Origin of the sequence: Phaeacidiphilus oryzae TH49 (assembly GCF_000744815.1) — a bacterium.
Classification (GTDB): Bacteria; Actinomycetota; Actinomycetes; order Streptomycetales; family Streptomycetaceae; genus Phaeacidiphilus; species Phaeacidiphilus oryzae.
The window spans coordinates 832,899-857,039 of the sequence record NZ_JQMQ01000004.1 but is presented as its reverse complement, the minus strand read 5'-3'; the positions used below and the strand labels follow the sequence as shown (position 1 = coordinate 857,039).

General features: G+C 70.2%; 19 protein-coding genes and 2 pseudogenes. 14 read left to right on the top strand and 7 right to left on the bottom strand.

Annotation, left to right across the window (positions count from 1 at the left end):
- Positions 1-23: 23 nt before the first annotated feature.
- From BS73_RS04050 to BS73_RS04035, 4 genes are all read left to right on the top strand, one after another.
- Positions 24-1,304, top strand: coding sequence for an aromatic ring-hydroxylating oxygenase subunit alpha (locus tag BS73_RS04050; RefSeq protein ID WP_037569222.1), 1,281 nt, complete (start codon positions 24-26; stop codon positions 1,302-1,304).
- Between the two features lie 101 nt (positions 1,305-1,405).
- The gene (locus BS73_RS04045) at positions 1,406-2,470 is read left to right on the top strand and encodes a DODA-type extradiol aromatic ring-opening family dioxygenase (protein WP_037569220.1); all 1,065 of its coding nucleotides are present in this window, start codon (positions 1,406-1,408) and stop codon (positions 2,468-2,470) included.
- 25 nt (positions 2,471-2,495) lie between these two features.
- Positions 2,496-3,863, top strand: a complete 1,368-nt coding sequence (locus BS73_RS04040) for an aldehyde dehydrogenase family protein (protein ID WP_037569219.1) — start codon at positions 2,496-2,498, stop codon at positions 3,861-3,863.
- A 52-nt stretch (positions 3,864-3,915) separates the two neighbouring features.
- Positions 3,916-5,388: an aldehyde dehydrogenase family protein gene (locus BS73_RS04035; protein ID WP_084703747.1), complete on the top strand. Its 1,473-nt coding sequence runs from the start codon at positions 3,916-3,918 to the stop codon at positions 5,386-5,388.
- A gap of 219 nt (positions 5,389-5,607) precedes the next feature.
- Here BS73_RS04035 and BS73_RS04030 read toward each other — a convergent pair whose 3' ends face one another.
- Positions 5,608-5,988 (bottom strand): winged helix-turn-helix transcriptional regulator, encoded by a 381-nt coding sequence (locus BS73_RS04030; RefSeq protein WP_037569218.1) that lies wholly within the window; start codon positions 5,986-5,988, stop codon positions 5,608-5,610.
- Positions 5,989-6,134: 146 nt separating this feature from the next.
- Here BS73_RS04030 and BS73_RS04025 point away from each other — a divergent pair, with 146 nt between their 5' ends.
- The 9 genes and pseudogenes from BS73_RS04025 (at position 6,135) to BS73_RS03990 (ending at position 14,721) form a co-directional block, all read left to right on the top strand.
- A complete protein-coding gene (locus BS73_RS04025) occupies positions 6,135-7,463 on the top strand; it encodes an amidohydrolase family protein (protein WP_037569217.1) in 1,329 nt (442 codons plus the stop codon).
- A 348-nt stretch (positions 7,464-7,811) separates the two neighbouring features.
- The gene (locus tag BS73_RS04020) at positions 7,812-8,585 is read left to right on the top strand and encodes an SDR family oxidoreductase (RefSeq protein WP_037569216.1); all 774 of its coding nucleotides are present in this window, start codon (positions 7,812-7,814) and stop codon (positions 8,583-8,585) included.
- Positions 8,586-8,661: 76 nt separating this feature from the next.
- The gene (locus BS73_RS04015) at positions 8,662-8,982 is read left to right on the top strand and encodes a nuclear transport factor 2 family protein (protein ID WP_037569215.1); all 321 of its coding nucleotides are present in this window, start codon (positions 8,662-8,664) and stop codon (positions 8,980-8,982) included.
- Positions 8,983-9,036: 54 nt separating this feature from the next.
- A complete protein-coding gene (locus tag BS73_RS04010) occupies positions 9,037-9,879 on the top strand; it encodes a MerR family transcriptional regulator (protein WP_235215279.1) in 843 nt (280 codons plus the stop codon).
- 126 nt (positions 9,880-10,005) lie between these two features.
- A pseudogene (locus BS73_RS41085) lies at positions 10,006-10,098 on the top strand (transposase); the annotation flags it as partial.
- A 250-nt stretch (positions 10,099-10,348) separates the two neighbouring features.
- Positions 10,349-10,918, top strand: a complete 570-nt coding sequence (locus tag BS73_RS04005) for a TetR family transcriptional regulator (RefSeq protein WP_037569214.1) — start codon at positions 10,349-10,351, stop codon at positions 10,916-10,918.
- 248 nt (positions 10,919-11,166) lie between these two features.
- Complete coding sequence (locus tag BS73_RS04000) at positions 11,167-12,105, top strand: NADP-dependent oxidoreductase (protein WP_037569780.1); 939 nt, start codon at positions 11,167-11,169, stop codon at positions 12,103-12,105.
- Positions 12,106-12,326: 221 nt separating this feature from the next.
- The gene (locus tag BS73_RS03995) at positions 12,327-13,925 is read left to right on the top strand and encodes a CocE/NonD family hydrolase (protein ID WP_037569213.1); all 1,599 of its coding nucleotides are present in this window, start codon (positions 12,327-12,329) and stop codon (positions 13,923-13,925) included.
- Between the two features lie 274 nt (positions 13,926-14,199).
- On the top strand, positions 14,200-14,721 hold the full coding sequence (locus BS73_RS03990) for a putative immunity protein (RefSeq protein ID WP_037569212.1): 522 nt from the start codon (positions 14,200-14,202) through the stop codon (positions 14,719-14,721).
- Between the two features lie 946 nt (positions 14,722-15,667).
- Here the strand turns inward: BS73_RS03990 and BS73_RS03985 are convergent.
- Positions 15,668-16,990, bottom strand: coding sequence for an MFS transporter (locus BS73_RS03985; protein ID WP_037569210.1), 1,323 nt, complete (start codon positions 16,988-16,990; stop codon positions 15,668-15,670).
- Positions 16,991-17,060: 70 nt separating this feature from the next.
- On the opposite strand from BS73_RS03985, the pseudogene BS73_RS03980 reads away from it, so the two are divergent.
- Positions 17,061-18,035, top strand: a pseudogene (locus tag BS73_RS03980) (GlxA family transcriptional regulator); the annotation flags it as partial.
- A gap of 162 nt (positions 18,036-18,197) precedes the next feature.
- On the opposite strand, the gene BS73_RS40890 reads toward BS73_RS03980, so the two are convergent.
- The 5 genes from BS73_RS40890 to BS73_RS03960 form a co-directional block, all read right to left on the bottom strand.
- Positions 18,198-18,497: an NIPSNAP family protein gene (locus tag BS73_RS40890; protein ID WP_084703785.1), complete on the bottom strand. Its 300-nt coding sequence runs from the start codon at positions 18,495-18,497 to the stop codon at positions 18,198-18,200.
- Positions 18,498-18,919: 422 nt separating this feature from the next.
- Positions 18,920-19,201 carry a hypothetical protein gene (locus tag BS73_RS03975; protein WP_037569208.1) on the bottom strand — a complete coding sequence of 94 codons (282 nt, stop codon included), beginning with the start codon at positions 19,199-19,201 and terminating at the stop codon, positions 18,920-18,922.
- Positions 19,202-19,404: 203 nt separating this feature from the next.
- The gene (locus BS73_RS03970) at positions 19,405-21,648 is read right to left on the bottom strand and encodes an alpha-galactosidase (protein ID WP_037569206.1); all 2,244 of its coding nucleotides are present in this window, start codon (positions 21,646-21,648) and stop codon (positions 19,405-19,407) included.
- A 91-nt stretch (positions 21,649-21,739) separates the two neighbouring features.
- Positions 21,740-23,092 carry an ABC transporter substrate-binding protein gene (locus BS73_RS03965; RefSeq protein WP_037569204.1) on the bottom strand — a complete coding sequence of 451 codons (1,353 nt, stop codon included), beginning with the start codon at positions 23,090-23,092 and terminating at the stop codon, positions 21,740-21,742.
- A gap of 74 nt (positions 23,093-23,166) precedes the next feature.
- A complete protein-coding gene (locus BS73_RS03960; protein WP_037569202.1) occupies positions 23,167-24,141 on the bottom strand; it encodes an acetylxylan esterase in 975 nt (324 codons plus the stop codon).

Here is a 24,141-nt window from a genome sequence, read left to right as displayed (position 1 = left end):
CCGCACCAAGGGAGGCGTCGACCATGACCCCCAGCACCGACTCGCCCCACACCTCCGCCAAGGAGTGGGTGGTCGAAGACGTCGCGGCGGGCACGTTCCGCGTCGACCGGACCACACTGATCGACGAGGCCGTCTTCGAGCGCGAGATGGCGACGGTGTTCGGCCGATGCTGGCTCTACGTGGGCCACGAGTCGGAGATCCCCAAGCCCGGCGATTTCAAGGCACGCGATGTCGGCAACCGGCCGCTGATCTTCTGGCACGGCCACGACGGGGCCAAGCGGGTGCTGTACAACTCCTGCCGCCACCGCGGCGCGCTGGTGTGCCGCGTCCCCGAGGGCAACGCCCGCGGCATGAGCTGCTTCTACCACGCCTGGACCTACAACAGCACCGGCGCTCTGAACGGCGTACCCGGCGGCGAGGGATACGGAGAGCACTTCGACCGGGCCGCCATGGGTCTCCTCTCGCCGCCCAAGGTCGACAGCTACCGCGGGTTCTACTTCGTCTGCTTCGACCCCGGCGCCGTCGACCTCAGGACGTATCTGGCCGGAGCGGCCGACTACCTCGACCTGGTCGCCGACCAGGCCGATGACCTGGAGGTCGTGCCCGGCGCCCACGAATACTCCATGGACGCCAACTGGAAGCTGTTCGTGGAGAACAGCCTGGACGGCTACCACCTGCTGCCGCTGCACAAGACGTACTTCACCTACCTCGAAGAGCGAGAAGGCAACACCCTCGACCGCGAGGACACCACCGAGGCGCTGGATCTGGGCAACGGCCATGCGGTCATCTGCGTCCACGGCCCGTGGGCGCGTCCCGTGGCCCGCTGGACCCCGGCCCTCGGCGAGCACAACCGCCCGCAGGTCGAGGCGAAGTACCAGGAACTGGTGGAACGTCACGGCCCCGAGCGCGCGCGGATGATCGGGCTCACCGACCGCAACCTGCTGGTGTTCCCCAACCTGATCATCAACGACATCATGGGCGTCGTCGTCCGCACGATCACCCCTACCTCGGCGGGACACACCAGGATCCACCAGTGGTCCCTGGCGACCGCGGGCGAGGACCCGGACCTGCGCGCCCGGCGGCTGGACAGCTACATCGCCTTCCAGGGCCCCGCGGGCCTGGCCACCCCCGACGACCTCGAGGCCTGCGAGGCCTGCCAGGCCGGACTGCGTACCGCCCCGGACGTGACCTGGTCGGACATCTCCCGCGGGATGCACCGCGAGCACGCCGGACAGCCCAGCCTGGCCAGTGACGAGCTGCAGATGCGCGCGTTCTGGCGGCACTGGCGGTCCCTGCTGGACTGACCCGCCACGCCATCCCGAGCGGGCCGGGCGACTTACCGGCCCACCCGCTCCTCCTCCCCGGCCCAGCGCCGCGGCAGCACCACCGAAGAAAGGTGAAGACCATGGCAGAAGTCCTCGGTCTCGGAGTGACCCACTACCCGCCGCTGAGCGGCACGAACGACAACCTGACCCGCGTCTTCCAACGCGCGCTGGCGGATCCCCGGCTCCCCGAAGAGCTCCGCGACCCCGCCAACTGGCCCGCACCGGCGCGTGCGGAGTGGGCCTCCGACGAGGGACGGCAGGCCGGCCTCCGCCACCGGGAGGCTCTGGTGGCCCAGTTCGCCAGGGCACGGCAGGCGCTGGACGAGTTCGATCCCGAGGTCGTGGTGATCTGGGGCGACGACCAGTACGAGAACTTCCGCGAGGACATCGTCCCGCCCTATTCCGTGCTCGCCTACGACGACCTCACGGTCCGGCCCTGGGAGCACTCGGCCGAGTCCAACGTCATGGGTGACCACAACGTGTGGAACGAGCCCAAGGACCACGAGATCCGGGTCAGGGGCCACCGCGAGGCGGCCAAGCACTTCACCACTGCCCTCCTAGAGCAGAACATCGACGTCTCCTACGCCTACAAGCCGCTGCACCACCCGGGCTTCCCGCACGCCTTCCTCAACACCGTCCTGTATCTCGACTACGAGCGGCGGGGCTTCGACTACCCCGTCGTCGCCTTCCCCATCAACTGCTACGGCCGCCGGGTGATCAGCTACCAGGGCAACATCAGCGCCCTCGGCGACATCCGCGAACTGGACCCGCCGAGCCCCTCGCCGGCCCGCGTCATGGAGGTGGGCGCGGCCGTCGCCCGCGCCGCGGCGGAAAGCCCCTGGCGCGTCGCCCTGATCGCCTCCTCCAGCTGGTCCCACAGCTTCCTCGTGGAGTCCACCCACCACCTCTTCCCCGACACCGCCGCCGACCAGCGGCTGTACCGGGCGCTGGTCGACGGCGACCTGGACGAGTGGCGGTCCACCGGCCTCGCCCAGGCGGAGGCCGCCGGCCAGCAGGAACTCCTCAACTGGTGGGCCCTGCTGGGCGCCATGGGCGAACTGGGCCGCACCAGGCCGACCTGGTCGGAGTTCGTGGGGTCGCACCTGTTCGTGTCCGACAAGGTCTTCGCGGCCTACCGGCCGTGAACCACCAGCACCCGAGGAGTTGCCCGTGACCACCGTGCGCAGTACCAATCCGCACGATCCCAGCGAGACGGTCGCCGAGGTCCCGGCGACCCCGACCGGCCGGTTTCCGGCGCTGCTTGAGCTCGCGGGCGGTGCAGGCCGCGCGTGGGCCGGCACCGCCGCCCCGCAGCGAGCCGTCGCTCTCACCCGTGCCGCGGACGACATCGCCGCCGAGGCCGGCCGGCTCGCCGACCTGATCTCCCGCGAGGTCGGCAAGCCCATCACCGAGGCCCGGGGGGAGGTGGTCCGCGCGGAGCGGACCTTCCGCTACTTCGCGCAGACCGCGCTGTTCCCCGAGGGCGACGTGCTGCCGGGCGGCGAGGCCCGGACCCTGACCTTCACCCGGTCACGGCCGCGGGGCGTGGTGGGTCTGATCACGCCGTGGAACTTCCCCTTGGCGATTCCCGCGTGGAAGCTGGCACCGGCTCTGGCGTACGGCAACGCGGTCGTCCTCAAGCCCTCCGCACAGGCCGTCGGTACCGCTGAGGCCCTGGCCGAGATCCTCAACCGGCACCTCCCCCCGGGCGTGCTGGTGCTCGCGGTCGGGCCGGGTACCGGGGTCCTCGTGGCCGAGTCAGCTGCCATCAGCGCCGTATCGTTCACGGGCTCGACCGAGGTGGGCCGCCAGGTGGCGGCGGCTGTCAGCGCGCGCGGCTGTATCGCCCAGGCGGAGATGGGCGGCCAGAACCCCACGGTGGTGCTGGCTGATGCGGACGTGGACGGGGCGATCGCCGGCATCGTGGGTTCGGCGTTCGCCTACGCGGGACAGAAGTGCACCGCCACAAGCCGCATCATCGTCCACGAAGACGTGTACGAGCACACCCGCGACGCCCTGGTCGAAGCGGTGCGGGCGCTCGTCGTCCTCGACCCGTCCGACCCGAAGTGCCAGGTCGGTCCGGTGATCGACGAGGCCGCCCGGGACAGCGCCCTGGCCGCCGTGGCAGCCAGCAGCGGGCGGATCCTGACGGGCGGGACGAAACCCGACGTCCCCGGGTCCTACCTGGAACCGACGCTCGTCGAGGTCTCGGACGCCGACGACGTCCTCGCCACCGACGAGGTCTTCGCTCCTGTCACCGCCCTGCTGCGTGCCCGGTCCGTCCGGCACGCCGTCGAGCTGGCGAACGCCACGCCCTACGGCCTGTCCGCCTCCCTCTACACCCGCGACCTGACCGCGGCTCTTACCCACACCCGCGACCTGGCGGCCGGGATGATCCGGGTCAACGCCCCCACCACCGGACTCGACCACTGGGCGCCGTTCGGCGGCACCAAGGAGTCCAGCTTCGGGCCCCGGGAACAGGGCCTGGCAGCCCGGCAGTTCTACACCGAATCCACCACGGTGGCCGTCAGCCCCTGACCCGTCGAACCGCTGTCGTGGCGCCGCATGGTCGGCTCCTTCACGCCGGCCCATGCGCGCCCCCTGGACGAGGCCGTTGCCCTCGGACGCACAGGGTCCGGAAGCGCGGCGCGCCACTGGGCACCCCCACAGGTCGTGCCGTGCGCACATCACGAGAGGAAGCACCACCGTGCTTGAGCTGAACGAGATTCGGCGCATCTTCCAGGCCCAGCGCGATCACCGCCGCGTCATGCGGCACACGACCGCCGCGGAGCGCGTCGAGCGCCTGGAGCGCCTGCGCGCTGAGATTCTCAAGCGGCAGGAGGAGATCGGTCGGGCCATCCACCAGGACCTGGGCCGGCCGGCCGACAACCGGGACGAGATCCAGACGGTCATGGGCAACCTCGACAAGGTACGGGACGAGCTCGCCGACTGGATGGCGCCGCTGTCCGTTGAGAAGTCACCGGCCACGCCCGCCGCGGAACGCGTCTTCGTCACGTACCAACCCCGCGGCGTGGTGCTGCTCTTCGGCACCTGGGACTTCCCGATCGGGATGTTCTTCTCCCCCCTGATCCAGGCGATCGCCGCGGGAAACGTGGTGCTGGCCAAGACCAGCTCCATGGCGCCGGCGACGGGCGATGTGATCGAGCAGATCGTCCGCGCGGTGTTCGACGAGCGGGAGGTCGCGGTCTTCAACGACGGTGACGTCCGCACCCCGAACGGTGTGCGCAGCACCCACGACGTACTGCTCGACCTGCCCGTCGATCACATCTTCCTCACCGGCAGCCCCCGCGTCGGGAAGATCATCGTGGAGAGGGCCGCCCAGCACATGGCCTCGTTCACCCTGGAGCTGGGCGGCAAGAGCCCGGCCATCGTGGACCGCACGATCGATCTGGACCTGGTCGCTCAGGCGTTCCTGGGCGGCAAGATCTACAACCATGGCCAGACCTGCCTGTCGGTCGACTACGTATGGGTTCCCGAAGACCTGCGTGGTGCCTTCGTCGGCACCTACGTCGCCGCGGTCAAGAAGGCCTACTACGACGAGACCGGCGAGTTCCAGTGGCAGAGGGACGGCCGCTTCGTCGACAGGCGCAACTACGAGCGCGTCAAGGGCTACCTCGACGAAGCCGTCGAGCGCGGCGCGACCGTCGCCTTCGGTGGCAGAACCGACGCGGACCACCTGGTCATCGAGCCGACCGTGCTCCTGGACGTCCCCAAGGACACCCGGATCATCCAGGAGGAGATCTTCGGGCCCATCCTGCCGGTCCTGACCTACACGGACGAGGAGGAGATCTTCGCCCACTCCGACTCGCTCGGGAAGCCGCTGGGCTTCTCCGTCTACTCCACAGACGACGCGTTCATCCAGCGGATGCTGGACAACACCACCTCCGGCGGCGTCACCATCAACGGCCACGCCGTGCACTGGGCCGAGGAGAACCTCCCGTTCGGGGGCGTGAATTCCTCCGGCTACGGCCGCTACCACGGCGTGTGGGGCTTCCGCGAACTGTCCAACGCCCGCTCCGTCTTCCACGTCGCTGTCGGCTGAGCGCGGTGAGAACGGGTGGGCAGTCATCAGGTCGGGCTGTCCACCCCGGTCATCGCGCCCCCACAGCGCGCAGTCGGGACCTAACCAGCGCGCTCCGCCGCCGGGACGGCTCGGCGGCCTGAGCACCACTGCCCGATCAGGCACACGGGGCGCACAGCGGCGGCGCGAAACCGGGCGCTGGTCTCTCTCGACCGGCTGTCCACCCGCAGGGGCACCCCGTCACTGCTCGGCGCGAGAGGGGGCGGCAGCGTCGTACTCCTCGCGGTCGCGGCGGATCTCGTCGAGGTTCGCCTCGGTCCAGGAGACCAGCTCGGCAAGGATGCCGTGGAGGCTGCGTCCGCGTTCGGTCAGCGCGTACTCGACGCGGGGCGGCACGGTGGGCTCCACGGTGCGGCTGATCAGGCCGTCGCGCTCGAGGCGACGCACCGTGGTGCTCAGCATCCGCTGGGTGATGCCGTTCACCGCCCGTCGCAGCGCGTTGAAGCGGAGCGGGCCGTCATCGAGCCGGCAGATGACGGTCACCGACCACTTGTCGCCGATGCGGTCCATCACATCGCGCAACAGCTCGTCACGGTCGGAGCGTTCGCCCGACTCGACCATCGCTGGCGGGGCCACCTGGTACCTCCCGTGATACCTGGGCAGTTCAAAGTGCTCACTTGTCGCACTCGCACGGTGGTTGCCACCCTATACCGGTATCCGTTGTATACCGACTAGAGAGGGAAGCCGTCGTGCCAGACACTCCCCCCGTGCCCCGCCCCCTCCTGATCCGAGGCGGTCACGTCCTGTTCCCGGACGGGACGAGCCGGATCGCCGACGTCCTGCTCCGGGATGGGCGCATCGCCGGCATCGGCGACGCTGTCGGCGCTGCCGCCGCTGTCGGCGACGAGGAGATCATCGATGCCGGAGACCAGCTGGTGATGCCGGGCCTGGTGGACACCCACCGGCACATGTGGCTGGGAAGCCTGTCGGCCAGCTCCAGCGACGTGACGCTGTTTGCGTACGCGCGGCAGGTGAACGAGGAACTCGGCGACGGATTCACCGCCGAGGACGTGTATGCGGGCGTGCTGTGGGGCGCGGTGCAAGCGATCAACGCCGGGGTCACCACCGTCGCCGACTGGGCCCACAACCTGGGATCCGACGCGGACATCGACGCCAACCTGCGGGCTCTGCACGACAGCGGCATCCGGGCCCGGCTGTACTTCGGCGGCAAGGCCAGTTCCAGCGGGGACTACTCCCGCTACCAGGCGCAGACCCGGCGCCTGCAGGCCGCCCACGCGGCGCGCCAGCACAACAACGGCCGCATCGCACTCGGGCTCGCCCTGCGGGGCCCGTCCATGGCGACACCGGCGGAGAACGCGGAGGAGTTCGGGCTCGCTCGCGAACTGGGGCTGCCGATCTCCCTCCACGCCGGGATGGCGGGCCTGCCCGGCGCGGTCGACCAGCTCGGGCACCAGGGCCTTCTCGGACCCGACGTGAACTATGTCCACGCCAACGAGTTCACCGAGCAGGAATGGAGGCAGGTCGCGGAATCGGGCGGGAGCGTGTCGGCCACCCCGAGCGTCGACATGACCATGGGTCTGGGCACCCACCCCGCCGTGGGCGCCGCACTGGCCAGCGGTGTGCCGGTCGGCCTGGGCGCCGACACGGTCGCCTACGGACCCAGCGACCTGTTCACACAGATGCGCCTGGCGCTGGCCGCCGAGCGGTCCCGGGCCAATGCGGAACCCATCGCCCGGGGCGAGATGCCCGCCGAACTGCGGCACGGTCACCTTGCCATGCTGGACCTGGCCACGCGCGGGGGCGCCCGGGTGCTCGGCTTCGCCGACCAGGTCGGCGAGATCGCAGTCGGCCGGCAGGCCGACCTCATCACCCTCGACCTGTCCACCCCGCATCTGGACAGCTTCGACAACCCCGTACTCGCGGCGTTCCTCGGCGCCGGGCCACGCGACGTCGACACCGTCATCGTCGGCGGACGAATCCTCAAGCGGCGGGGCACCCTCACCCGCGGCCTCCTGGAGAAGGCACGCCAGGAGGTGAGCCGTTCGCGGGCCCGTATCCGCGAGCGGTCGCTGTGACCGCAAGCCGTACGCCCCGGCTCGGCCTTCGTGCCGACCACGGCCACGGCGGCCTCGGGCGCCCCCGCATCCCGGGCCGGCCTGGCCGTCGGACTGGTGACCTCCAGCCGGCAGATCCGGGCCGCACTCGGCCTGGCGGTGACGACCACACTCGCGGGACATGCCGGATCGGGCGCCGGGGGCGGGGGCGGGGGCGGGCGCCGGGGGCGGGGGCGGATCGGCGCTGCGGGTCGCCTCCGGCGTTCCGGCCGCAGGCCTCGTACTCGGAGGAGCTCTGGGACACCGTAGGCAGGACACGGCCTCGGCCATCTTGACCCTCCCCCCGCGGGAGGGTCCAAGGTCGCAGCCATGAGCAGCAATGATCTCGATGGACGTCGCGCCGTGGTGGCGGGCGGCAGCAAGGGAACCGGGCTGGCGACAGCACGCCGGCTCCGAGACGCCGGGGCGGAGGTGGTCACCATCGCCCGTACGCCGCCGGAGACAGCCGACCCCCGCTTCGTCCAGGCCGACCTGAGCACCCCCGAGGGCGTCGCGTCGGCGGCCGCGGCAGTGGCCGAGCTCCTGGGTGTCCCGGACATCCTGGTGGATGTCGTGGGCGGCTCCCGCGCCCCGGCCGGCGGGTACGCGGCTCTGGACGACGGAGCGTGGGCGCAGGAGCTTGCCCTCAACTTGTTCTCGGCGGTCCGGCTGGATCGCGCGCTGGTCCCCGGGATGACCTCACGCGGATCGGGCGCCGTGGTGCACGTGACCTCGATCCAGCGCCGGATGCCGCTGCACGACTCGACGCTGGCGTACGCGGCGGCCAAGAGTGCCCTGGCCGCCTACAGCAAAGGCCTGGCGAACGAGCTCGCGCCGAGAGGTGTCCGGGTCAACTCGGTCGCCCCCGGCTTCATCCGCACCGACGGTGCCGAGCTCCTCCTCGCCCGCCGGATGAGCGAGGGCGGCATCTCCCGCGAGGCCGCTCTCGAGGACCTGATGCAGGTCCTCGGCGGTATCCCGCTGGGGCGGCCCGCCGAGCCGGAAGAGGTGGCCAAGCTGATCGCCTTCCTGGTCTCGGACCGGGCGAGTGCGGTCACCGGCGCCGAACACGTCATCGACGGCGGCACCATCCGCACCCTCTGAGCCGAGCCGACCCTCTGAGCCGCCCCTCGGAGCCGGCCCTCTGAGCCGACCCCGCACCTCACCATTGGAGAAGAACATGCAGGACGTCCAGGAGTTCGCCGAAGAGTACTTCGCCGCGGCGATCGCCCCCGACCGCGAGCGCTACTTCGCGCTCTTCGACGACGACATCGTCATCCACGACGACGGTCACAGCTATCACGGGCTTACCGCCGTACGCCGCTGGCGCACCGCCGTCCCGCCGGTGCGCTACCACCTTCGCGGAGTCACCGGGACGGCCGCCACGTGTCAGGCCGTCGCGGAGGTCTCCGGCGACTTCCCCGGCAGCCCGGTCACCCTCCGCTTCACCTTCGAACGCGACGCACAGGGGAGGATCACACTGTTGGACATCACACCCTGAAGCCAGGCCCCAGCCGGTCCGGAAATGTACGACGACGAGGAGGAGGATGGCGTGGTGGAGCGATGGACAATCGGAGAGTTCTCCCGGATCACCCACCTGAGTATCCGCACGCTGCGCCGCTATCACGAGCAGGGCCTCCTCGCCCCCGCACAGGTCGACCCGGCCACGGGCTACCGCTACTACACCCCCGCACAGGTCCGGCCGGCACTGACCATCAGGCGGCTGCGAGAACTCGACCTCCCGCTGGCCGACCTCCGCAGCTTCCTCCAAACGGAGTCCGGCGGCGCGGACGAGGAAGGCCATCGTGCGGGGCAGCAGATCGTCGCTGCGCATCTCCGCCGGCTCGAAGACCGGCTCGGCCGAACCCAGCGAACGGTCCAGGCACTCCGGGAACTCCTCGATCCGCAGGCCGAGCGAACCGTGAGCCTTGAGGTCCTTCCGCCGCAACGCGTCCTCGCGGTGACCCTCGACGTCCCATCCGGAGCCGACCTGAGCTGGTACGACGACGCCATGAACGACCTGGACGCAGCGGCCGGCGGACGCCCGGTGCTCCCTCCGGGCGGCCGCTACCAGCACAGCCTCTTCACCGACGGGCACGGCCGCGCCACCGTCTATCTCCCCGCCGAGGTCTCGCTGCCACCAGGAGGACCGTCCACCGTGAAGCCGCTCCAACTGCCCCAGCGGGTCGCCGCCGTCGCCACCCACTCCGGCCCGCACGACGACCTCGACCTCACCTACAGCGCGGTGGGCTCCTTCGCCGCGCGCAACGGCCTGCGCTCCCAGGACCTCGTGGAGGAGATCTACCTCGTCGGACCACGCGACACCGACCAGCCCGACCGCTGGCGCACCCTCGTCGCCTGGCTGGTCGACCCCGACACGAGCCGATCGACGACGTAGCGGCGGCCCACACCTCACCCCCTCTCCACCGGCCGGCGGACCTCACCCATTGGCCCCGGGCGGGCGAAACTCAAGGATCCGGTCGGCCCGATGCAGTCCCGCCTCGCCCGAAGCAACCCGCCACAAGGCCGGCCGGCCTTCCTGCGCTCACTGATCGCCCCCGGCCTCACCGAGGTCCAGCTCGTGGTCTCCGACGCGCACGCGGGCCTGGTGGAGGCGACCGAGCGCACGCAGGAGAAGCATCACGACGCCAGCAGGTCCCGCTCCAGGTGCTCCCGCGCGGGCGGGGCCCACGCCTCCGCGGCCACCCCATCCTTGATCGTCCTCGCAAAAGCTTATGACCACGATGGTCGTCTTCCTCCCCGAAACCACCCCCTGACCAGCGGGGGCACCCGAGCTCCCGCTGCCGCATCAAAGCATCGACGTACGATGTCTCCGGGTGACATTTCGGTCGAGGTGCAGGAGAGACATGGCGCGCTGGGAACCTGGAGCGGCAGGACGGCTCCGGGAGGCCGCGGTCGAGCTGTTCGCTCGCCAGGGGTTCGACCAGACGACGGCGGCGGAGATCGCGGCGGCCGCGGGGCTGACCCGGCGTACGTTCTTCCGGCATTTTCCCGACAAACGTGACGTGTTGTTCGCCGGGGAGGCGGCATTGGAGCGGGCGCTGGTCAGCGCCGTCGACGAGGCGCCGGAGGGACTTTCGCCGCTGTCGCTGATCGGGCTGGCCCTGGATCGGGCGAGTGACGTCTTCGTGGACATGCCGCGGGACCGGGTGCGGGCCCGTCAGGCGATCATCGACTCGGACGCGTCGTTGCTCGAGCGCCAGCGGGAGAAATACGCCGCCCTGGCCCGCGCGATGGGCGCGGCCTTGGCGCGCAGAGGGATCGGCGAGCCTGCGGCGACCTTGGCGGCCGAGTGCGCCTCGGTCGTCTTCACCGTTGCGCTCACGCAGTGGTTGGCGGACGGCGAGTCGCGATCGTTGTCGGTCATCGCCGCAGAGGTGCTTGCTGAGCTGCGTGCGCTCGACGTTCCTCGCTGAGCTTGCCGGTACCGGTACCGGTGCCGACGCCGGCGCCGGTGCCGGTGCCTGTTCGCCGGGACGTGCTCAGCTCTTCCAATACCCCGTCGCGGCGAGCCGGCTGGTCATGTCGCCGTGGGGCCGCTTCCTCGGCGGGACACAGCCTGTGAGTCGCCTCTCCCTTCCTCCTCGGCACCCAAGGGATGGCACTGAGAGACATCATCGGCTAATGTGATGTCTCCCGGAGACATCACCTCGTGGAGGTTTTGATGAGGCGCATCCAGTACCACCGGTACGGCGGCCCCGAAGTGCTGCGACTGGAGGAGTGGCAGCCGCCGCGACCAGGACCCGGGCAGGTTCTGGTCCGCGTACGGGCGGCAGGGGTGAACCCGATGGATATCGGGATACGCCATGGCCGGCTGAAATCCTTGACCGGCCGGAAGTTCCCGCGCGGGCTGGGGCACGATTTTTCGGGCGTGGTCGAGGCGGTCGGCGACGGCGTCACCCGGCTGCGTCCCGGCGACGAGGTGCTGGGGGTGACGAGCCTCAAAGCGGCCGGAGCGTTCGCCGACATGGTGGTCGCCGAAGAGACGGACGTCGTGCACAAACCAGCGAACCTGTCCTGGGAGCAGGCCGCCACGCTCGGCATCGCGGGCGGCACTGCTTATCAGGGCCTGAAGAGGGCCGAGCTGCAATCGGGGCAGGCGGTCTTCGTCGCCGGCGTGCTCGGTGCGGTCGGCCGGTCGGCAGCGCAGATCGCCCTAGCCGCCGGTGCCACCGTGAGCGGCAGTTGCCGCGAGAGTGCGTGGCAGGACGCGCACGACCTCGGCGTCTCGCCGGCCGTCGGCTTCGACTTCGATGCGCAGAAACTACGCGGACGGTTCGACATCGTCTTCGACACGGCCGGCAAGCTACCGATCGCGACGTCCCGCACATTGCTGAAGCCCGGCGGCCGGATCATCGACATCGTGCCGACGCCCGCGAAATTCGTTCGCAGCGCTCTGAGCCGCTCGTACCAGGTGGTGATAGGCAAGGCCAACCTGCAGGACGTCGAAGAGATCGCACGGCTCGCCAAGGACGGCGTCCTACGTCCGCTCATCAGCCAGACGGTACCGCTCGACAAGGCGATACCGGCACTGACGGAACTCGAACGCAACCGCGCCCCCGGAACCGGAAAACTCGTCTTCACCATGATGTCGGAGTCATGACGACCCACCACTGGAGTACGTCACGGAGGAGTGGCCCTACCCAGTGCCGCCCGCTGTCCGCGCGTCAGCATTCGAAAGCGGGCTGTCACCGCACCCGGTGGCGGGCTCGAGGATCGCGACAGGCAGGCATCCTCGCAGCAGTGCACTGCGGCCTCCGACGCCGTGCCGCCGCGCGCCGGCATCGACAGACCGCAACCGTCCGCCACCACTAGGAGGGTCTTGTGAGCACCACAACCGTTGACCAGCACCGGCGGCAAGCAATCGAGCGGCAGTACGGACCCCTGGGCCCGCACGCCGTCGAACTCACCGACGGAGTCATCGTCGCCGCCGACGACGGCTTCGAGCTCAACGGGATCCTCGCGCTCCCGGCCGGAGCAGGCAAGGTGCCCGCCGTGCTCATCCGCTCGCCCTACGACCCGGCCTCCTTCCCGCCGGCCGTGGTCGACTTCTACCTGGGCGAAGTGATCGCCTGGGCCACTCACGGATACGCCTGCCTGGTGCAGTCCACCCGAACCAGCACCTCCTACTTCCAGGAAGCCGCCGACGGATCCGCCACCGTCCGATGGATCGAACGGCAGCCGTGGTTCGACGGACGCCTCGGTCTCACCGGCGCCAGCTACCACGCCTTCAGCTCCTGGGCCACCGCTTCCACACGGCCGGCCTGCTTGAAGGCGATCGCCACCGCCATGTACAGCACCGACCGCGTCAGTTCCTGGTATCCCGGCGGCGGATTCGCCCTCGAACTGGCCCTCAGCTGGACCGCTATGCAACAGGCGAACGGCGCCGAGGTCGGCGACAGCCCGTACGACCACCTGCCGCTCAACCAGGCCGACGTGGCCGCTACGGGAACCACCCTCGACTTCTACCAGGAACGCCTGGCCTACGACGGCGCCAGCCCGCACTGGCGGCCCCTGAACTTCGCCGCACTGCTGGACGACCCGCCGGCGCCGATTCTGCACATCGACGGCTGGTACGACTACCACCGCACCTACTTCTGGCAGGACTTCGAGCGTCTCAACCGCAACACCGGCAACGTGCCGTACCGCTTCGTCGTCGGCCCGTGGACGCACTCCGAGCCCGACGCGCGGGTCTGCATGGCCGAGAGACTCGCCTGGTTCGACACCCACGTGCGCGGCGAGGACACCGGCCCTCGCGGCATCCTGCGTTACTACCGCACCGGCGCCGAGGCCGGATGGCGTGAGCTCGACACCTGGCATCCGCCGGAGACCACCGTCCTCTACGCCGGCCAGGACGGGCGACTCACGGCCGCCTCCGACGATCGGGTCGAGCAGGTCCGGTGGGTCTACGACCCGGCCGACCCCACCCCGTCGGTCGGGCTGGTCGCCCTCGCCGCCGGCGACCTCGGCGGCCCCTGGGACAGCAGCGTGCTCGAGCAACGCGCGGACGTGCGTACCTTCACCACCGCCGCCCTGTCGGAACCGCTGGAGCTGGCTGGACCGGTCAGTGCCGCCACCACCTTCTCCTCGGACGCGTCCAGCGCCGATCTGTTCCTACGCGTGCTGGACGTTCTCCCGGACGGACGGGTGCAGAACGTCGCCGACGGAATCCTGCGGGTCGAAGACCCCTCCCTCGACGGTACGTCGGTCGAGGTGGACCTGGGCCCGATCGGTCACCGCTTCGCGGCCGGCCACCGTCTTCGGCTCCTGGTCGCCAGCGGTGCCCACCCTTACTACAACCGCAACCTCGGCAACGGGGAGCCCATCGCAACCGCGACGAAGTCCCGTATCGCCCACCAAGCCGTCACGATCGGAGGCAGCCACGGGCTACGCATCACCCTCCCCGTAGCCCGCCGATCGTAGGAACAGCCCCAGAGGGTCGAATCCACGCTGCCGGCCTGCGGAGTGGAGGCCTTGTTCGTGCAGTGGCGCGGTTGACGCTGTCCTCGGACGGCCCGCCCCGCATGGAAGCCGGCCATCGCGCCGCGAGGGAATCAGCTGCGACGGGAGTATCTTTTCGAAATCAAACGCTCGTTGAGAGCTCGCCCCCTCTGGCCGGGAGATGGCGGCCGGGTTTGCGTATCCACCACCAGGGTTCGCCGGCTTCGCTCCATACCAGCAGGAAGGAATGCCATCCATGATCCTCCCGAAGGTGAGGGACCGTCGCTTCGTGACGATCCGCCGCGGTGGGACCCTCACCGACGCGGACCACCATCTCCTCGCCCTTTGGGCGGCAACGTGCGCGGAGCACGTCCTTCACCTCTTCGAGTCGGTTCAGCCTGAGGACCCCCGGCCGCGCCGCGCGATCGAGCATGCCCGCGCCTGGGTGCGCGGCGAGGTCACGATGATGCAGGCCCGCGCGGCGGGCGGCCACGCCATGGGCGCGGCCCGAGACCTGCGTGGCGCAGCACGGCATGCGGCCTACGCCGCCGGCCAGGCCGCAGTCGTCGCCCACGTCGCCGCCCACGAACTCGGCGCCGCCGCCTACGCGATCAAGGCCGCGCGCGCCGCCGCACCAGAACACGAGAGTGAGGCCGCGGGGCGACTCGAGTGCCGGTGGCAGCGCGACCAGCTCCCCGAGGCGATCCGCGAGCTCGTACTGGACGACCAGCGACTGCGCAACGACATCTGCTGGTCGGTGTTTGAGTGCTCAGGCTGATCCACCGCCACCGCCACCTTGCCGGAGGAGAGCCCGCCGGCGAGCGTCGGCGCGGCATGGGCAAGGCCGGTGCCGCCGGCCGCGAGATCGTCGAGCAGCACGGCCGACTCGGCGCGGGCGCACCCACTTCGGCCTGCCCGGCGTGTCACCGGTCCCCCGGGCACGAACCCGCCGCCCCGGTTCCGAACCGCTCACCAGAGGTGCGGCCGGTGGAGGACCCGCTGCCGACCGGTACTCGCCGGTTGATTCCCCAGACCGCCAGTCTCCACCCGTGACAGGATGGCCTTGCGTGCCGCATCGCCCCAGAGAACGCAGGATTAATCTGAGATGAGTTCATTCCCGCAGGATTCATGGATCCCCCGAGCCATCACAGTAATTTCCGAGGGGAAGGCACGAGGAGACGTTCGGTTGGGTTCATCAATTCTGCCGACACCTCGCTTTCCCAGGCGAAGGTCGCACCTCCCATCGCGCGCGTTCGCGATGACGACTCTTCTGCTGCTCTCGATGGCGGGATTGGCTGCGTGCGCAGTAGAATCTCCGCATCTTAAAACAATCAGGACATCAAGCGTCGTGGGGTCATGGAAGGCCCAGTCGGGGCAAGAGATAGATTTTACAGGCGAGCATGGAGTAGAATTCAATCGATTCGATCTACCTGCAGGGGGTTTCGATTGCAATTCCAGCGGCGCGGGGACCTGGGGATTCTACGAAAGTCTGGACGGCGGGGATTCGTCGTATACAGTATCGAACACGGCGCAGAGTGGCAATGAGATCGGAATTTCCGGAACCGGACAACCGGATTGCCAATTGGATATGCTGATCTTTTTGCAAAACGACAGACTTCGGCTTTGCCAGAGCAGCGATGGAACCAGTTGCGACGGGGAGGTATTTTTTCGAAAGGCGGGCAAATAGAATCCATGGGAGCAGACATGACGCCACGGCGCCGAGGTCACGCGGCGCACGAGGTGACGACGCCGGTGGCGGAGCGTGGTCGGCGGATGCCCGCGGAGAGGACGCCTGCGAAGGCGCAGAGGCCGGCGACGGTGAACCACATCGGGGTGTAGGTGCCGGCGGCGTCGCGGGCCGCTCCGGCCAGCAGTGCGGCCAGCCCGGCGCCGAGCTGGTGGACGGCATTGACCCAGGCGAAGACGATCGTGCTGTCCGCGCCATAGAAGTCGCGGCACAGTGCGATGGTGGGCGGGACGGTGGCCAGGTCGAGCAGTCCGAAGGAGATCGTGAAGAAGATCACCGCGGGGTCGACGGCCGGCCCGAGCAGCCCGGGCAGCAAGGCGAGCGTGACGCCCCGCAGGGCGTAGTAGGCGGCCAACAGCCATCGCGGGTCGAAGCGGTCGGTCAACCACCCGGAGGCGATGGTGCCCACCACGTTGAACACGCCCATCACGGCCAGCAGTGTCGAGGCGGCGGTGCGGGGCATGCCGTGGTCGTGCGCCGCGGGCACGAAGTGCGACATCATGACCCCGTTGGTGGAGGCCCCGCAGATGGCGAAGGTCCCGGCCACCAGCCAGAACGGTCCCGGCCTGGCGACCTCGCCGAGCACCCGCAGTGCGCGCCGGGCGGAGCCGGGGACGGGAACGGGTTCCGGCTCGGCGATGAGCCCAGAGGCACCGTAGGGCGGCACGCCGACATCAGTGGGGCGGTCACGAAGGACGAGGTAGCCGACGACGGCGACGGCGCCCGCGACGGCGGCCACCGTGAGGGTGGCGGTCCGCCACCCGGAATTGTCGGTCAGCTCGGACAGCGCCGGGAGGCAGACCATGCCACCGAACATCGTGGCCGAGCTGAGGATGCCGGTGACCAGGCTCCGCCGGGCCGCGAACCAGCGCTCGGCGATCAACGCCCCGAAGGCCATCGCGATGGCCCCGCTACCGAGCCCCACCATGACGCCCCAGTACAGCACCATCTGCCATACCGAGGTCATCACGGTGGTCGCGGCCGCGCCTGCGGTGATCACCGCCAGCGCACCCGCGACCACCGGCCGGATGCCGATCCGGTCCATCAGCGCAGCGGCGAAGGGGGCCGTGAGCCCGTACACGGCCATGTTGACCGAGACGGCGATGCTGATCGCGCCGCGGGACCAGCCGAAGGACGCGTGCAGTGGGTCGATGAGCAGGTCGGGCATGCCGGTGAAGGTGCCGGCGCACGTCATGACGGCGAAGCCGACGGCCGCGATGATCCAGGCACGGCGGATACGCGGACCAGGCGGCGACGGCGAGGACTGCCTCACCAACTCCATGTCGATTCGAGAGGACATGGCACCACCTTCTCCCCGGGCGAGAAGGCAGGACAGTGGCCAGACGGACATACTATGCAAGGATCGTGCCATGAACGATTCGCCCGCTAGGCCCGCGCACCGCGTGGTGACCCTCGTGCGACACGGCGTGATGCCCATGGAGTTGGGCATCGTCCATCAGATGTTCCGACAGGCGCGTGCGGCCGACGGAACGCCCTTGTACGAGGTGCTCACCTGCGCGCCCATCCGCGGCATGATCCGTACGGATGCCGACTTCGACATCCGCGTTCCCTACGGCCCCCAGCTGTTGGCCGAGGCGGACACGGTGCTGGTACCTGCCTCCCATGAGCAGGACGGGACCGGGGTCGAAGGGGCGCTCGGCCCGTCACTCTCGAAGGCCTTCCAGCTCATCCCGCCGACCGCGCGGATCGCCTCGATCTGCACGGGAGCTTTCGTGCTGGCGGCAGCCGGCCTCCTGGACGGGCGCCGGGCCACCACGCACTGGAAGTCCGTCGACCACCTGCGCCGGCTCTACCCCCGCCTCGACGTCGATCCAGATGTGCTCTTCGTGGACGAGGGCGACGTACTGACCTCGGCAGGCGAGGCCGCCGGCATCGACCTGTGTCTGCACATGATCCGCCAGGACCACGGCTCAGCCGTCGCCAACGAGGTTGCGCGGGCGACCGTCGTGCCCCCCTACCGCGACGGAGGACAGGCCCAGTTCATCCCCGTACCCGTCCCCGAGACGAACACCGCGGCCACGGCGAGGGCGCGTGCTTGGGCCCTGCAGCACCTGGGCGAGCCGATCACGTTGCGGGACATGGCCAAGGAGCAGGCGATGAGCATGCGCACCTTCTCGCGGAGGTTCCGTCGGGAAGCCGGGGTCACTCCCATGCAGTGGCTGATCAACCAGCGGGTGGACCGGGCCCGGCAGCTTCTGGAGGAGACGGACCTGACCATCGATCACATCGCCGCCGAGGTCGGATTCGGCACTGCGGTCTCCCTGCGCCAGCACCTGCAAACCCGGCTCGGCGTGACCCCCAGCGCCTACCGGGCCACCTTCCGCGGCCCCCGCCGCCGCCCCGGGCGAGTGAGATACCCCGCGATGTCGCTGCCAACGAAGAAGGCGGCGCGCAGGCGGGGCTGCATTGGCTGTTCCTTTCGGCACTCGTGGGGGCGGTTGGACCAGGGTCGCGCCGTGGTCGTGCCTGACGGACCAGTCTGGGTGTCACACGCGGCGCAGGAAGGAGCGGTGCTCGGCGCGGATGCAGCGGGCCCGACGAGCGTGCTTCAGGTTCTGCCGCGCATCTGGGTCAGCGGCGAGCCTCTCGCGGTACTCCTCATAGGCAGACAAGGTGGGGAAGTCGATGAGCGCCACCGCGTAGTCGTTGGCTCCCTCCTGGGGCAGGTAGTAGCCGATCAGGTCGCCACCGCAACGCTTGATGATCGGCGGCCAGGTGGTGGCATAGGTCTCGAACTCGGCGATCTGGTGCGGGTCGAGGGTGTACTGGATGACGCAGGTGATCACGGGGTGGGCTCCTGTTCCAAAGCGCGGGCAAGTCCCCGATGCGACGAGGCATGAGCAGTACCCAGCCGGCCTGTGCGATCGAGCAGTCTGAGAGGCCTGCTACACCACTCCGTTGCGCATATCGCGCGTTTGCATCCACAGCGAGGCCTTGCGGAACTGGATCGACCAGGCCGGGGCGGGCGCGGCGGCGGTTCGCTGCCGGCGGTGGAGCCTCTCCCCGGAGGCGGCTGGTGAGACTGGCGCACGAGGTCTTGCGGCAGCGGTGTCACCGGGCGCCGTGCAACATGTGGCCGGTCAGGGGCTCGGGTGAGGCGTCGGCTGGTTCCCAGTGACCGTTCAGAGCTACGGCCAGCTGAGCGCGTCGGCTGATGGCGAGTCTGCGGTAGAGGCGCCCGGCTGACCCAGGTCACCCTCGGCTACGGCTACCAGCCCTGGCGGGCGCTGTTCTTCCTGGCCGCCACCCTCACCAGCGCCCTCGTCGTCGCCCTGGCCCTGGGCCCGCACGGCGCCCTCGCCCGCCCCGCCACCAGCGGCGGGGCCCCGGTGGCGTGCTCGGCCGCCGAGCAGCTGGCCACCGCCCTCAACCTCACCCTGCCCCTGGTCGAGATCAGCGCGGGCACCTGCGCGGCCACCACCGGTGCCGCCGGGCAGGCCCTCGCCGCCGCCGACTGGGTACTGCAGATATCCGCCTGGGCCTTCGCCACCCTGTTTCGTCGCCGGCTTCACCACCGCCGTCCGCAAAACCTGACCCGACGCGGCGTACCCGGAGCTGACCACCCGTTGAGGGAGTGGCCGTTGGCTGAGGCCGAGAGTCCTCCGGGAGGTTTGCCGTGTGCTCCAGCCAGCCGAGGGCTTGGGCGGTCCCTGTGGTCCACCCCGTTGGTCGTTGGCTACTCGGCGGCCCTGATCACTCGGTCCGGCGGATCTCCAGTAGCAGCGCCTGCTGGGGGTTCAGCGTCGGTAGGGGCAGGCCAACGGTCGCGAGCACCGCTCCCGGCAGGTCCACCCACTCCTTGAGGGCCCGGTCGAGCCATCCTGGGCCGCTGGTCTGGTGGAACGAGGGCAGGCCCAGGTCGTCCCGGACGCGCAGCCGGTAGCGTGCTCTGGACTTCAGGCCCGGCAGCCGCACACGGCCGGACTGGCCCGCGGCCGAGGTCGCCAGCCGGGCCCAGCACATCAGCGCATGTGTGCCGTCCCGGGAGACGACGCCGTGCAGTATGTTCGTCTGCCCGGTGGGGTCGGCCGGGGCGGCCGGACTGTCCGGCTCGTCGAGGTCGGCCCGGACCGACCGGCCACTGTGCAGCAGTCCGCGGAACTCCCGGTAGAGCGCGGACCACGAGGTCAGCCGCTCGAGTTCGGCCGCGTCGCAGCGGTTCAGGTCCTGTTCGATGCCGGCGTGACCGAAGAGGGCGGTGGCCAGCCGGAAGGAGTCGGCGGTGAGTCGTCCGGTGGTGTGGCTGAGTGCGGCACCGACGTGGGTGCCGACCAGCTCTGGGGGCAGCAGTTGGCCGGTCCAGCGCTGGATGACCTGGCGCTCCACCGGGTCGTTGCAGTCCGAGGGCCACACCCGGTCGGTGTGCTCCAGGATGCCGAGGTCGACCCGTCCTCCCCCGCTGGCGCAGCTCTCCACCTCCAGAGCGGGATGGCGCTCGCGCAGGGCGTCCAGCAGCCGGTAGAGCGCGTCCACCTGGCGGTGCCCGGCGGGTGCGTCGGTGCGGCCCGCCCGGTAGTGCACGGATTCTGCGATCTCCCGGTTGTGGTCCCACTTGAGGAAGTCGACGGCGTACTCGCCGACCAGTGCGTCCAGGGCCGCCAGCAGGTGGTTCCACACCTCCGGGCGGGAGAGGTCCAGGGCGTATTGGTTGCGGGCGGAGGCCCCCAGCCCCGCGGCCGGGCCGAGGATCCAGTCCGGGTGCTCGCGGGCCAGCCGGGAGTCGAGGTTGACCATCTCCGGTTCGACCCACAGCCCGAACTGCATCCCGTGCGCCCGCACCCGCTCGACCACCGGCGTCAGGCCGTCCGGCCACACGTCGGGGTCGACCGTCCAGTCGCCCAGTCCGGCGGTGTCGCTTCGGCGGCCGCGGAACCAGCCGTCGTCGAGGACGAAGCGCTCGACGCCGACCTGCGCCGCCCGGTCGGCCAGCGCCAGCAGCCGGTCGGAGTCGTGGTCGAAGTAGACCGCCTCCCAGGTGTTCAGGACCAGCGGCCGGGCGGCCCTCGGATGGGCGGGGCGGGCGCGCAGATGCTCGTGGAACCTGTCCGCCAGGCCGTCCAGCCCCGCGTCCGACCAGGCGAAGTGGCACACCGGGGTGCGGTGGCTCTCGCCCGGCGCCAACCGGACCTCCCCCGGCCGCAGTTGCTCGCCGCCGCCGAGTACCGCGGCGTGCACGCCGCCCGCGCCCTCCGGGAGCTGCTCGACGAGGTAGCGCTGGTCGCCGCTCCAGGCGACATGCACCCCCCAGACCTCGCCGTGTCGGAAGCCGAAGCCGGGCACGCCGACGGTCAGCAGATACGGCGAGTCGACGCCGGACTTGCCGCGCCTGGCCGCACGCAGATGCGTGCCGAAGGCCAGCGGGCGGCGCTGGGGGGCGCGTTCGCGGCTCCACTTGCCGGTGAAGTCGAGGATCTCGGTGGCACGTCGGGGCAGCGGGAGCAGCGCTGTCACGGCGGCAAGGTCGTACGGGGCGGCCTCCGCGGCGTCCGGCCCCGAGGGGCGCCGGGTGAGCGTCGAGCGGACGGTGAGCACACCGCTGGTGGTGAGGTTGTACGTCAACGTGATGTCCATGGCCGCCGCGTCGTCGGCGAGGACCATCACCAACTCCCCGCCCGCGCTCTCTGCGCCGGTCTGCTCCGCGCTCGACAGCCGCAGGCGCGGCGCCGTCAGGCCGCCCGCGAGGTGGCCCTCGTGGGCGGGGGTGCCGGACCAGCCGTCCGCCTCGGTGGGCCAGACCGAGAAGCGGCGCGGCACGTCCAGCGCGTTGTTCAGGACGGACCCGTCACCGGTGAGGTCGAGCGCCTCGCAGTCCGCCTCGGTCAGCGCGCCCAGGTCGGCACCCCAGTGCAGTACGTGGGGCAGCGGCCCGGTCAGCGCCACGACAAGGCTGGTACCGGCCGCGCGCAGGTACGCGTACCCGGCGGTGAGCGTGGCCATCAGATCGTCCCTCCCTGCGGTCCGGCGCCCGGACCGCTGCTGTGCCGGCCGGCGGAATCCCGCCGGCCGCGGTGGTGATGGTGGTGCGGTGTCACTGGTTCTTGGCCGCCAGCAGGGACTTGGTCTGCTCGGCCATGCTCGCGAAGACGTCGTCGTTCTTCTGGTGCGCGAAGTACGCCTCGAACAGCGGCTCCGTCGCGGACTGCACGGCCTGGCCGTTGGCGTAGACCGGGCCCTGGTACAGGGTCTTGTCCTTCAGCATGTCGTTGAAGACCGACAGGTCGATGCCCTGCTTGGCGAAGGTGTTCGTCTCTGCGGTCATCGAGGCCGAGATCGAGGGGAAGAACGAGCCGCTGGCGGAGGCCATGGTCTGGCACTTCTCAGACCCCATGTAGGAGATCCACTTCCAGGCCAGGTCCTTGTTCTTGCTGCCGGCCCAGATGTTGTTGCCGTTGGAACCGCTGGCCACCGACCGGGTCTTACCGTCGGGGCCGTAGGGGGTGGCCGCGATGCCGACCTTGAGGTTGGGGATCTTGGCGAAGGTGGTGGCCTCCCAGGAGCCGCCGATCTCCATCGCGACCTTGCCGGAGGAGAGCAGTTCGACGTCGCTGACGCTGTCGGAGAACGCCCCGATCTTCGGGATGTAGCCCTTGTCCTCCAGGGAGCGTATCCAGTCCATGGTCTTGACGAAGCGCGGGTCGTCGTAGTTGAACCTGGTCGGCCACATGGTCGTGTTGCCCTGGCGCCAGCCCGTGGAGGACAGAAGCGGGCTCCAGGTGGTCTGCCCGGTGAAGTCCTTGGCGGCCATCTCGCCGAAGCCGTAGGTCTTCACGTGGTTCTTGTCGAAGCCGGGCTGGTCGCCGCGGCGACCCTTGTCGTCGATGGTGAGGTGGGCGATCATCTTGCCCAGCGTGCCGCCGTTGTCCGGGTTCCAGTTGAGCTTGGACACGTCCGCGGCGCTGTAGCCGGCCTTGGTGAGAGCGGTCTGGTTGAAGTAGGTGCCGGCTGCCGACCAGTCGAGCGGCAGCCCGTACTGCTGGCCGTCGCTGTACTTCCACTGGTTGACGCCCACCGAGAAGCGGGACAGGTCGAACTTGTCCGCCTTGATGTAGTCGTCCAGCGGCTGGAGTTGGTGGAGCGAGGCGTAGGACTGGAAGAACTGGGCGCTGTTCTGGAACGCGTCCGGCGCGTCGCCTGCCACGAAGCCCGCGGTCAGCTTGGTGAAGTAGTCGTCGACGTTGTACTGCGAGATGTCGACGGTGACGCCGGGGTTGGCCTTCTCGAAGGCGGTGGCGCAGGTCTTGTAGGCGGCGGCCTGCTTGTCGTCCCAGGTCCACCAGTTGACGGTCTTCGATCCTGAGCTGCCGCTCCCGCCGGCGCATCCGGTGACGACGGCGATGAGCGCGGCGGCGGCGACGATGGCGGACACTCTGCTGATTCTCATGGACGGCTGCTCCTCGGTTGGGTGTTGACGTGGTGTCAGATGCTGTTCGGACGAAGGACCGGGCGCGCGCCTGCTCAGGCCTTGAGCAGCGACCGCAGGGCCGGCAGCACGATCGCCAGATCGTCGCTTCCGCCGGCCTCGTGGCCGTTGAACTCCCAGGCGCGGATGTGCTTCTCGCCTCCCGCGTAGGCGTGGTAGGCGCCGAAGACGGTGGACGGCGGGCAGACCGGGTCCATCAGGCCCGCCGAGAACCAGGCGGGCGCGCTCGCCCGCCGGGCGAAGGCGACCCCGTCGAAGTAGGACAGCGTCTCGAAGACCTGCTCGACCGCGTCCCGGCGGGCGCCGAGGTATCCGGCGATCTCGGCGTACGGGGCGGCGTCCGTGATCCGCACCGCCCGGCGGATGTCGCACAGGAAGGGGGCCTGCGCGTACAGCGCGGCGACGTCGGGGACCAGGCCCGCAGCCGCCAGCGCGATGCCGCCGCCCTGGCTGTTGCCGAGCACCGCCACCCGCCCGGGGTCGCCGAACCCGCTGGCGCGGACGGCCTCCACGGCGCGTACCGCGTCGGTGAGGATCCGGCGGTAGACGTAGCTCTCGCGGTCCTCGATGCCGCGGGTGAGAAAGCCCGGGTGGGACGGCCCGCTGCCCACCGGGTCGGGGGTGGCGCCGCCGCCGGCGTACGCTCCGCCCTGCCCGCGGGTGTCCATCAGCAGGTGGGCGAAGCCGGCCGAGGACCACAGCAGGTCCTCGAAGGGCGCGCCCCGGCCGCTGGCGTAGCCGTGGAACTGCACCACCGCGGGCAGCTGCTCTCCGCCGCGCCCGCGCGGCAGCCGCAGCCACCCGCGTACCGGGTGCCCGCCGAAGCCGGCGAACGAGACGTCGTACACCTCCACCGTCTCCAGGTGGGCGGGGACGGGTTCCAGACGCAGCATCAGGTCGTGGCTGCGGGCCTCGGCCAGAGTGGCGGACCAGAAGGCGTCGAAGTCCTCGGGCTCGCGGTAGCCGCTGCGGTACTCCCGCAGGGCGGGGAGGTCGAGATCGGTCAGCAT

Coding starts and splice junctions, on each gene's coding strand:
- BS73_RS04050 (WP_037569222.1), top strand. CDS start 24: ATGACCCCCAGCACCGACTCGCCCCACACCTCCGCCAAGGAGTGGGTG.
- BS73_RS04045 (WP_037569220.1), top strand. CDS start 1,406: ATGGCAGAAGTCCTCGGTCTCGGAGTGACCCACTACCCGCCGCTGAGC.
- BS73_RS04035 (WP_084703747.1), top strand. CDS start 3,916: ATGCGCGCCCCCTGGACGAGGCCGTTGCCCTCGGACGCACAGGGTCCG.
- BS73_RS04030 (WP_037569218.1), bottom strand. CDS start 5,988: ATGGTCGAGTCGGGCGAACGCTCCGACCGTGACGAGCTGTTGCGCGAT.
- BS73_RS04020 (WP_037569216.1), top strand. CDS start 7,812: ATGAGCAGCAATGATCTCGATGGACGTCGCGCCGTGGTGGCGGGCGGC.
- BS73_RS04015 (WP_037569215.1), top strand. CDS start 8,662: ATGCAGGACGTCCAGGAGTTCGCCGAAGAGTACTTCGCCGCGGCGATC.
- BS73_RS04005 (WP_037569214.1), top strand. CDS start 10,349: ATGGCGCGCTGGGAACCTGGAGCGGCAGGACGGCTCCGGGAGGCCGCG.
- BS73_RS04000 (WP_037569780.1), top strand. CDS start 11,167: ATGAGGCGCATCCAGTACCACCGGTACGGCGGCCCCGAAGTGCTGCGA.
- BS73_RS03990 (WP_037569212.1), top strand. CDS start 14,200: ATGATCCTCCCGAAGGTGAGGGACCGTCGCTTCGTGACGATCCGCCGC.
- BS73_RS03985 (WP_037569210.1), bottom strand. CDS start 16,990: ATGTCCTCTCGAATCGACATGGAGTTGGTGAGGCAGTCCTCGCCGTCG.
- BS73_RS03970 (WP_037569206.1), bottom strand. CDS start 21,648: ATGGCCACGCTCACCGCCGGGTACGCGTACCTGCGCGCGGCCGGTACC.
- BS73_RS03965 (WP_037569204.1), bottom strand. CDS start 23,092: ATGAGAATCAGCAGAGTGTCCGCCATCGTCGCCGCCGCCGCGCTCATC.
- BS73_RS03960 (WP_037569202.1), bottom strand. CDS start 24,141: ATGCTGACCGATCTCGACCTCCCCGCCCTGCGGGAGTACCGCAGCGGC.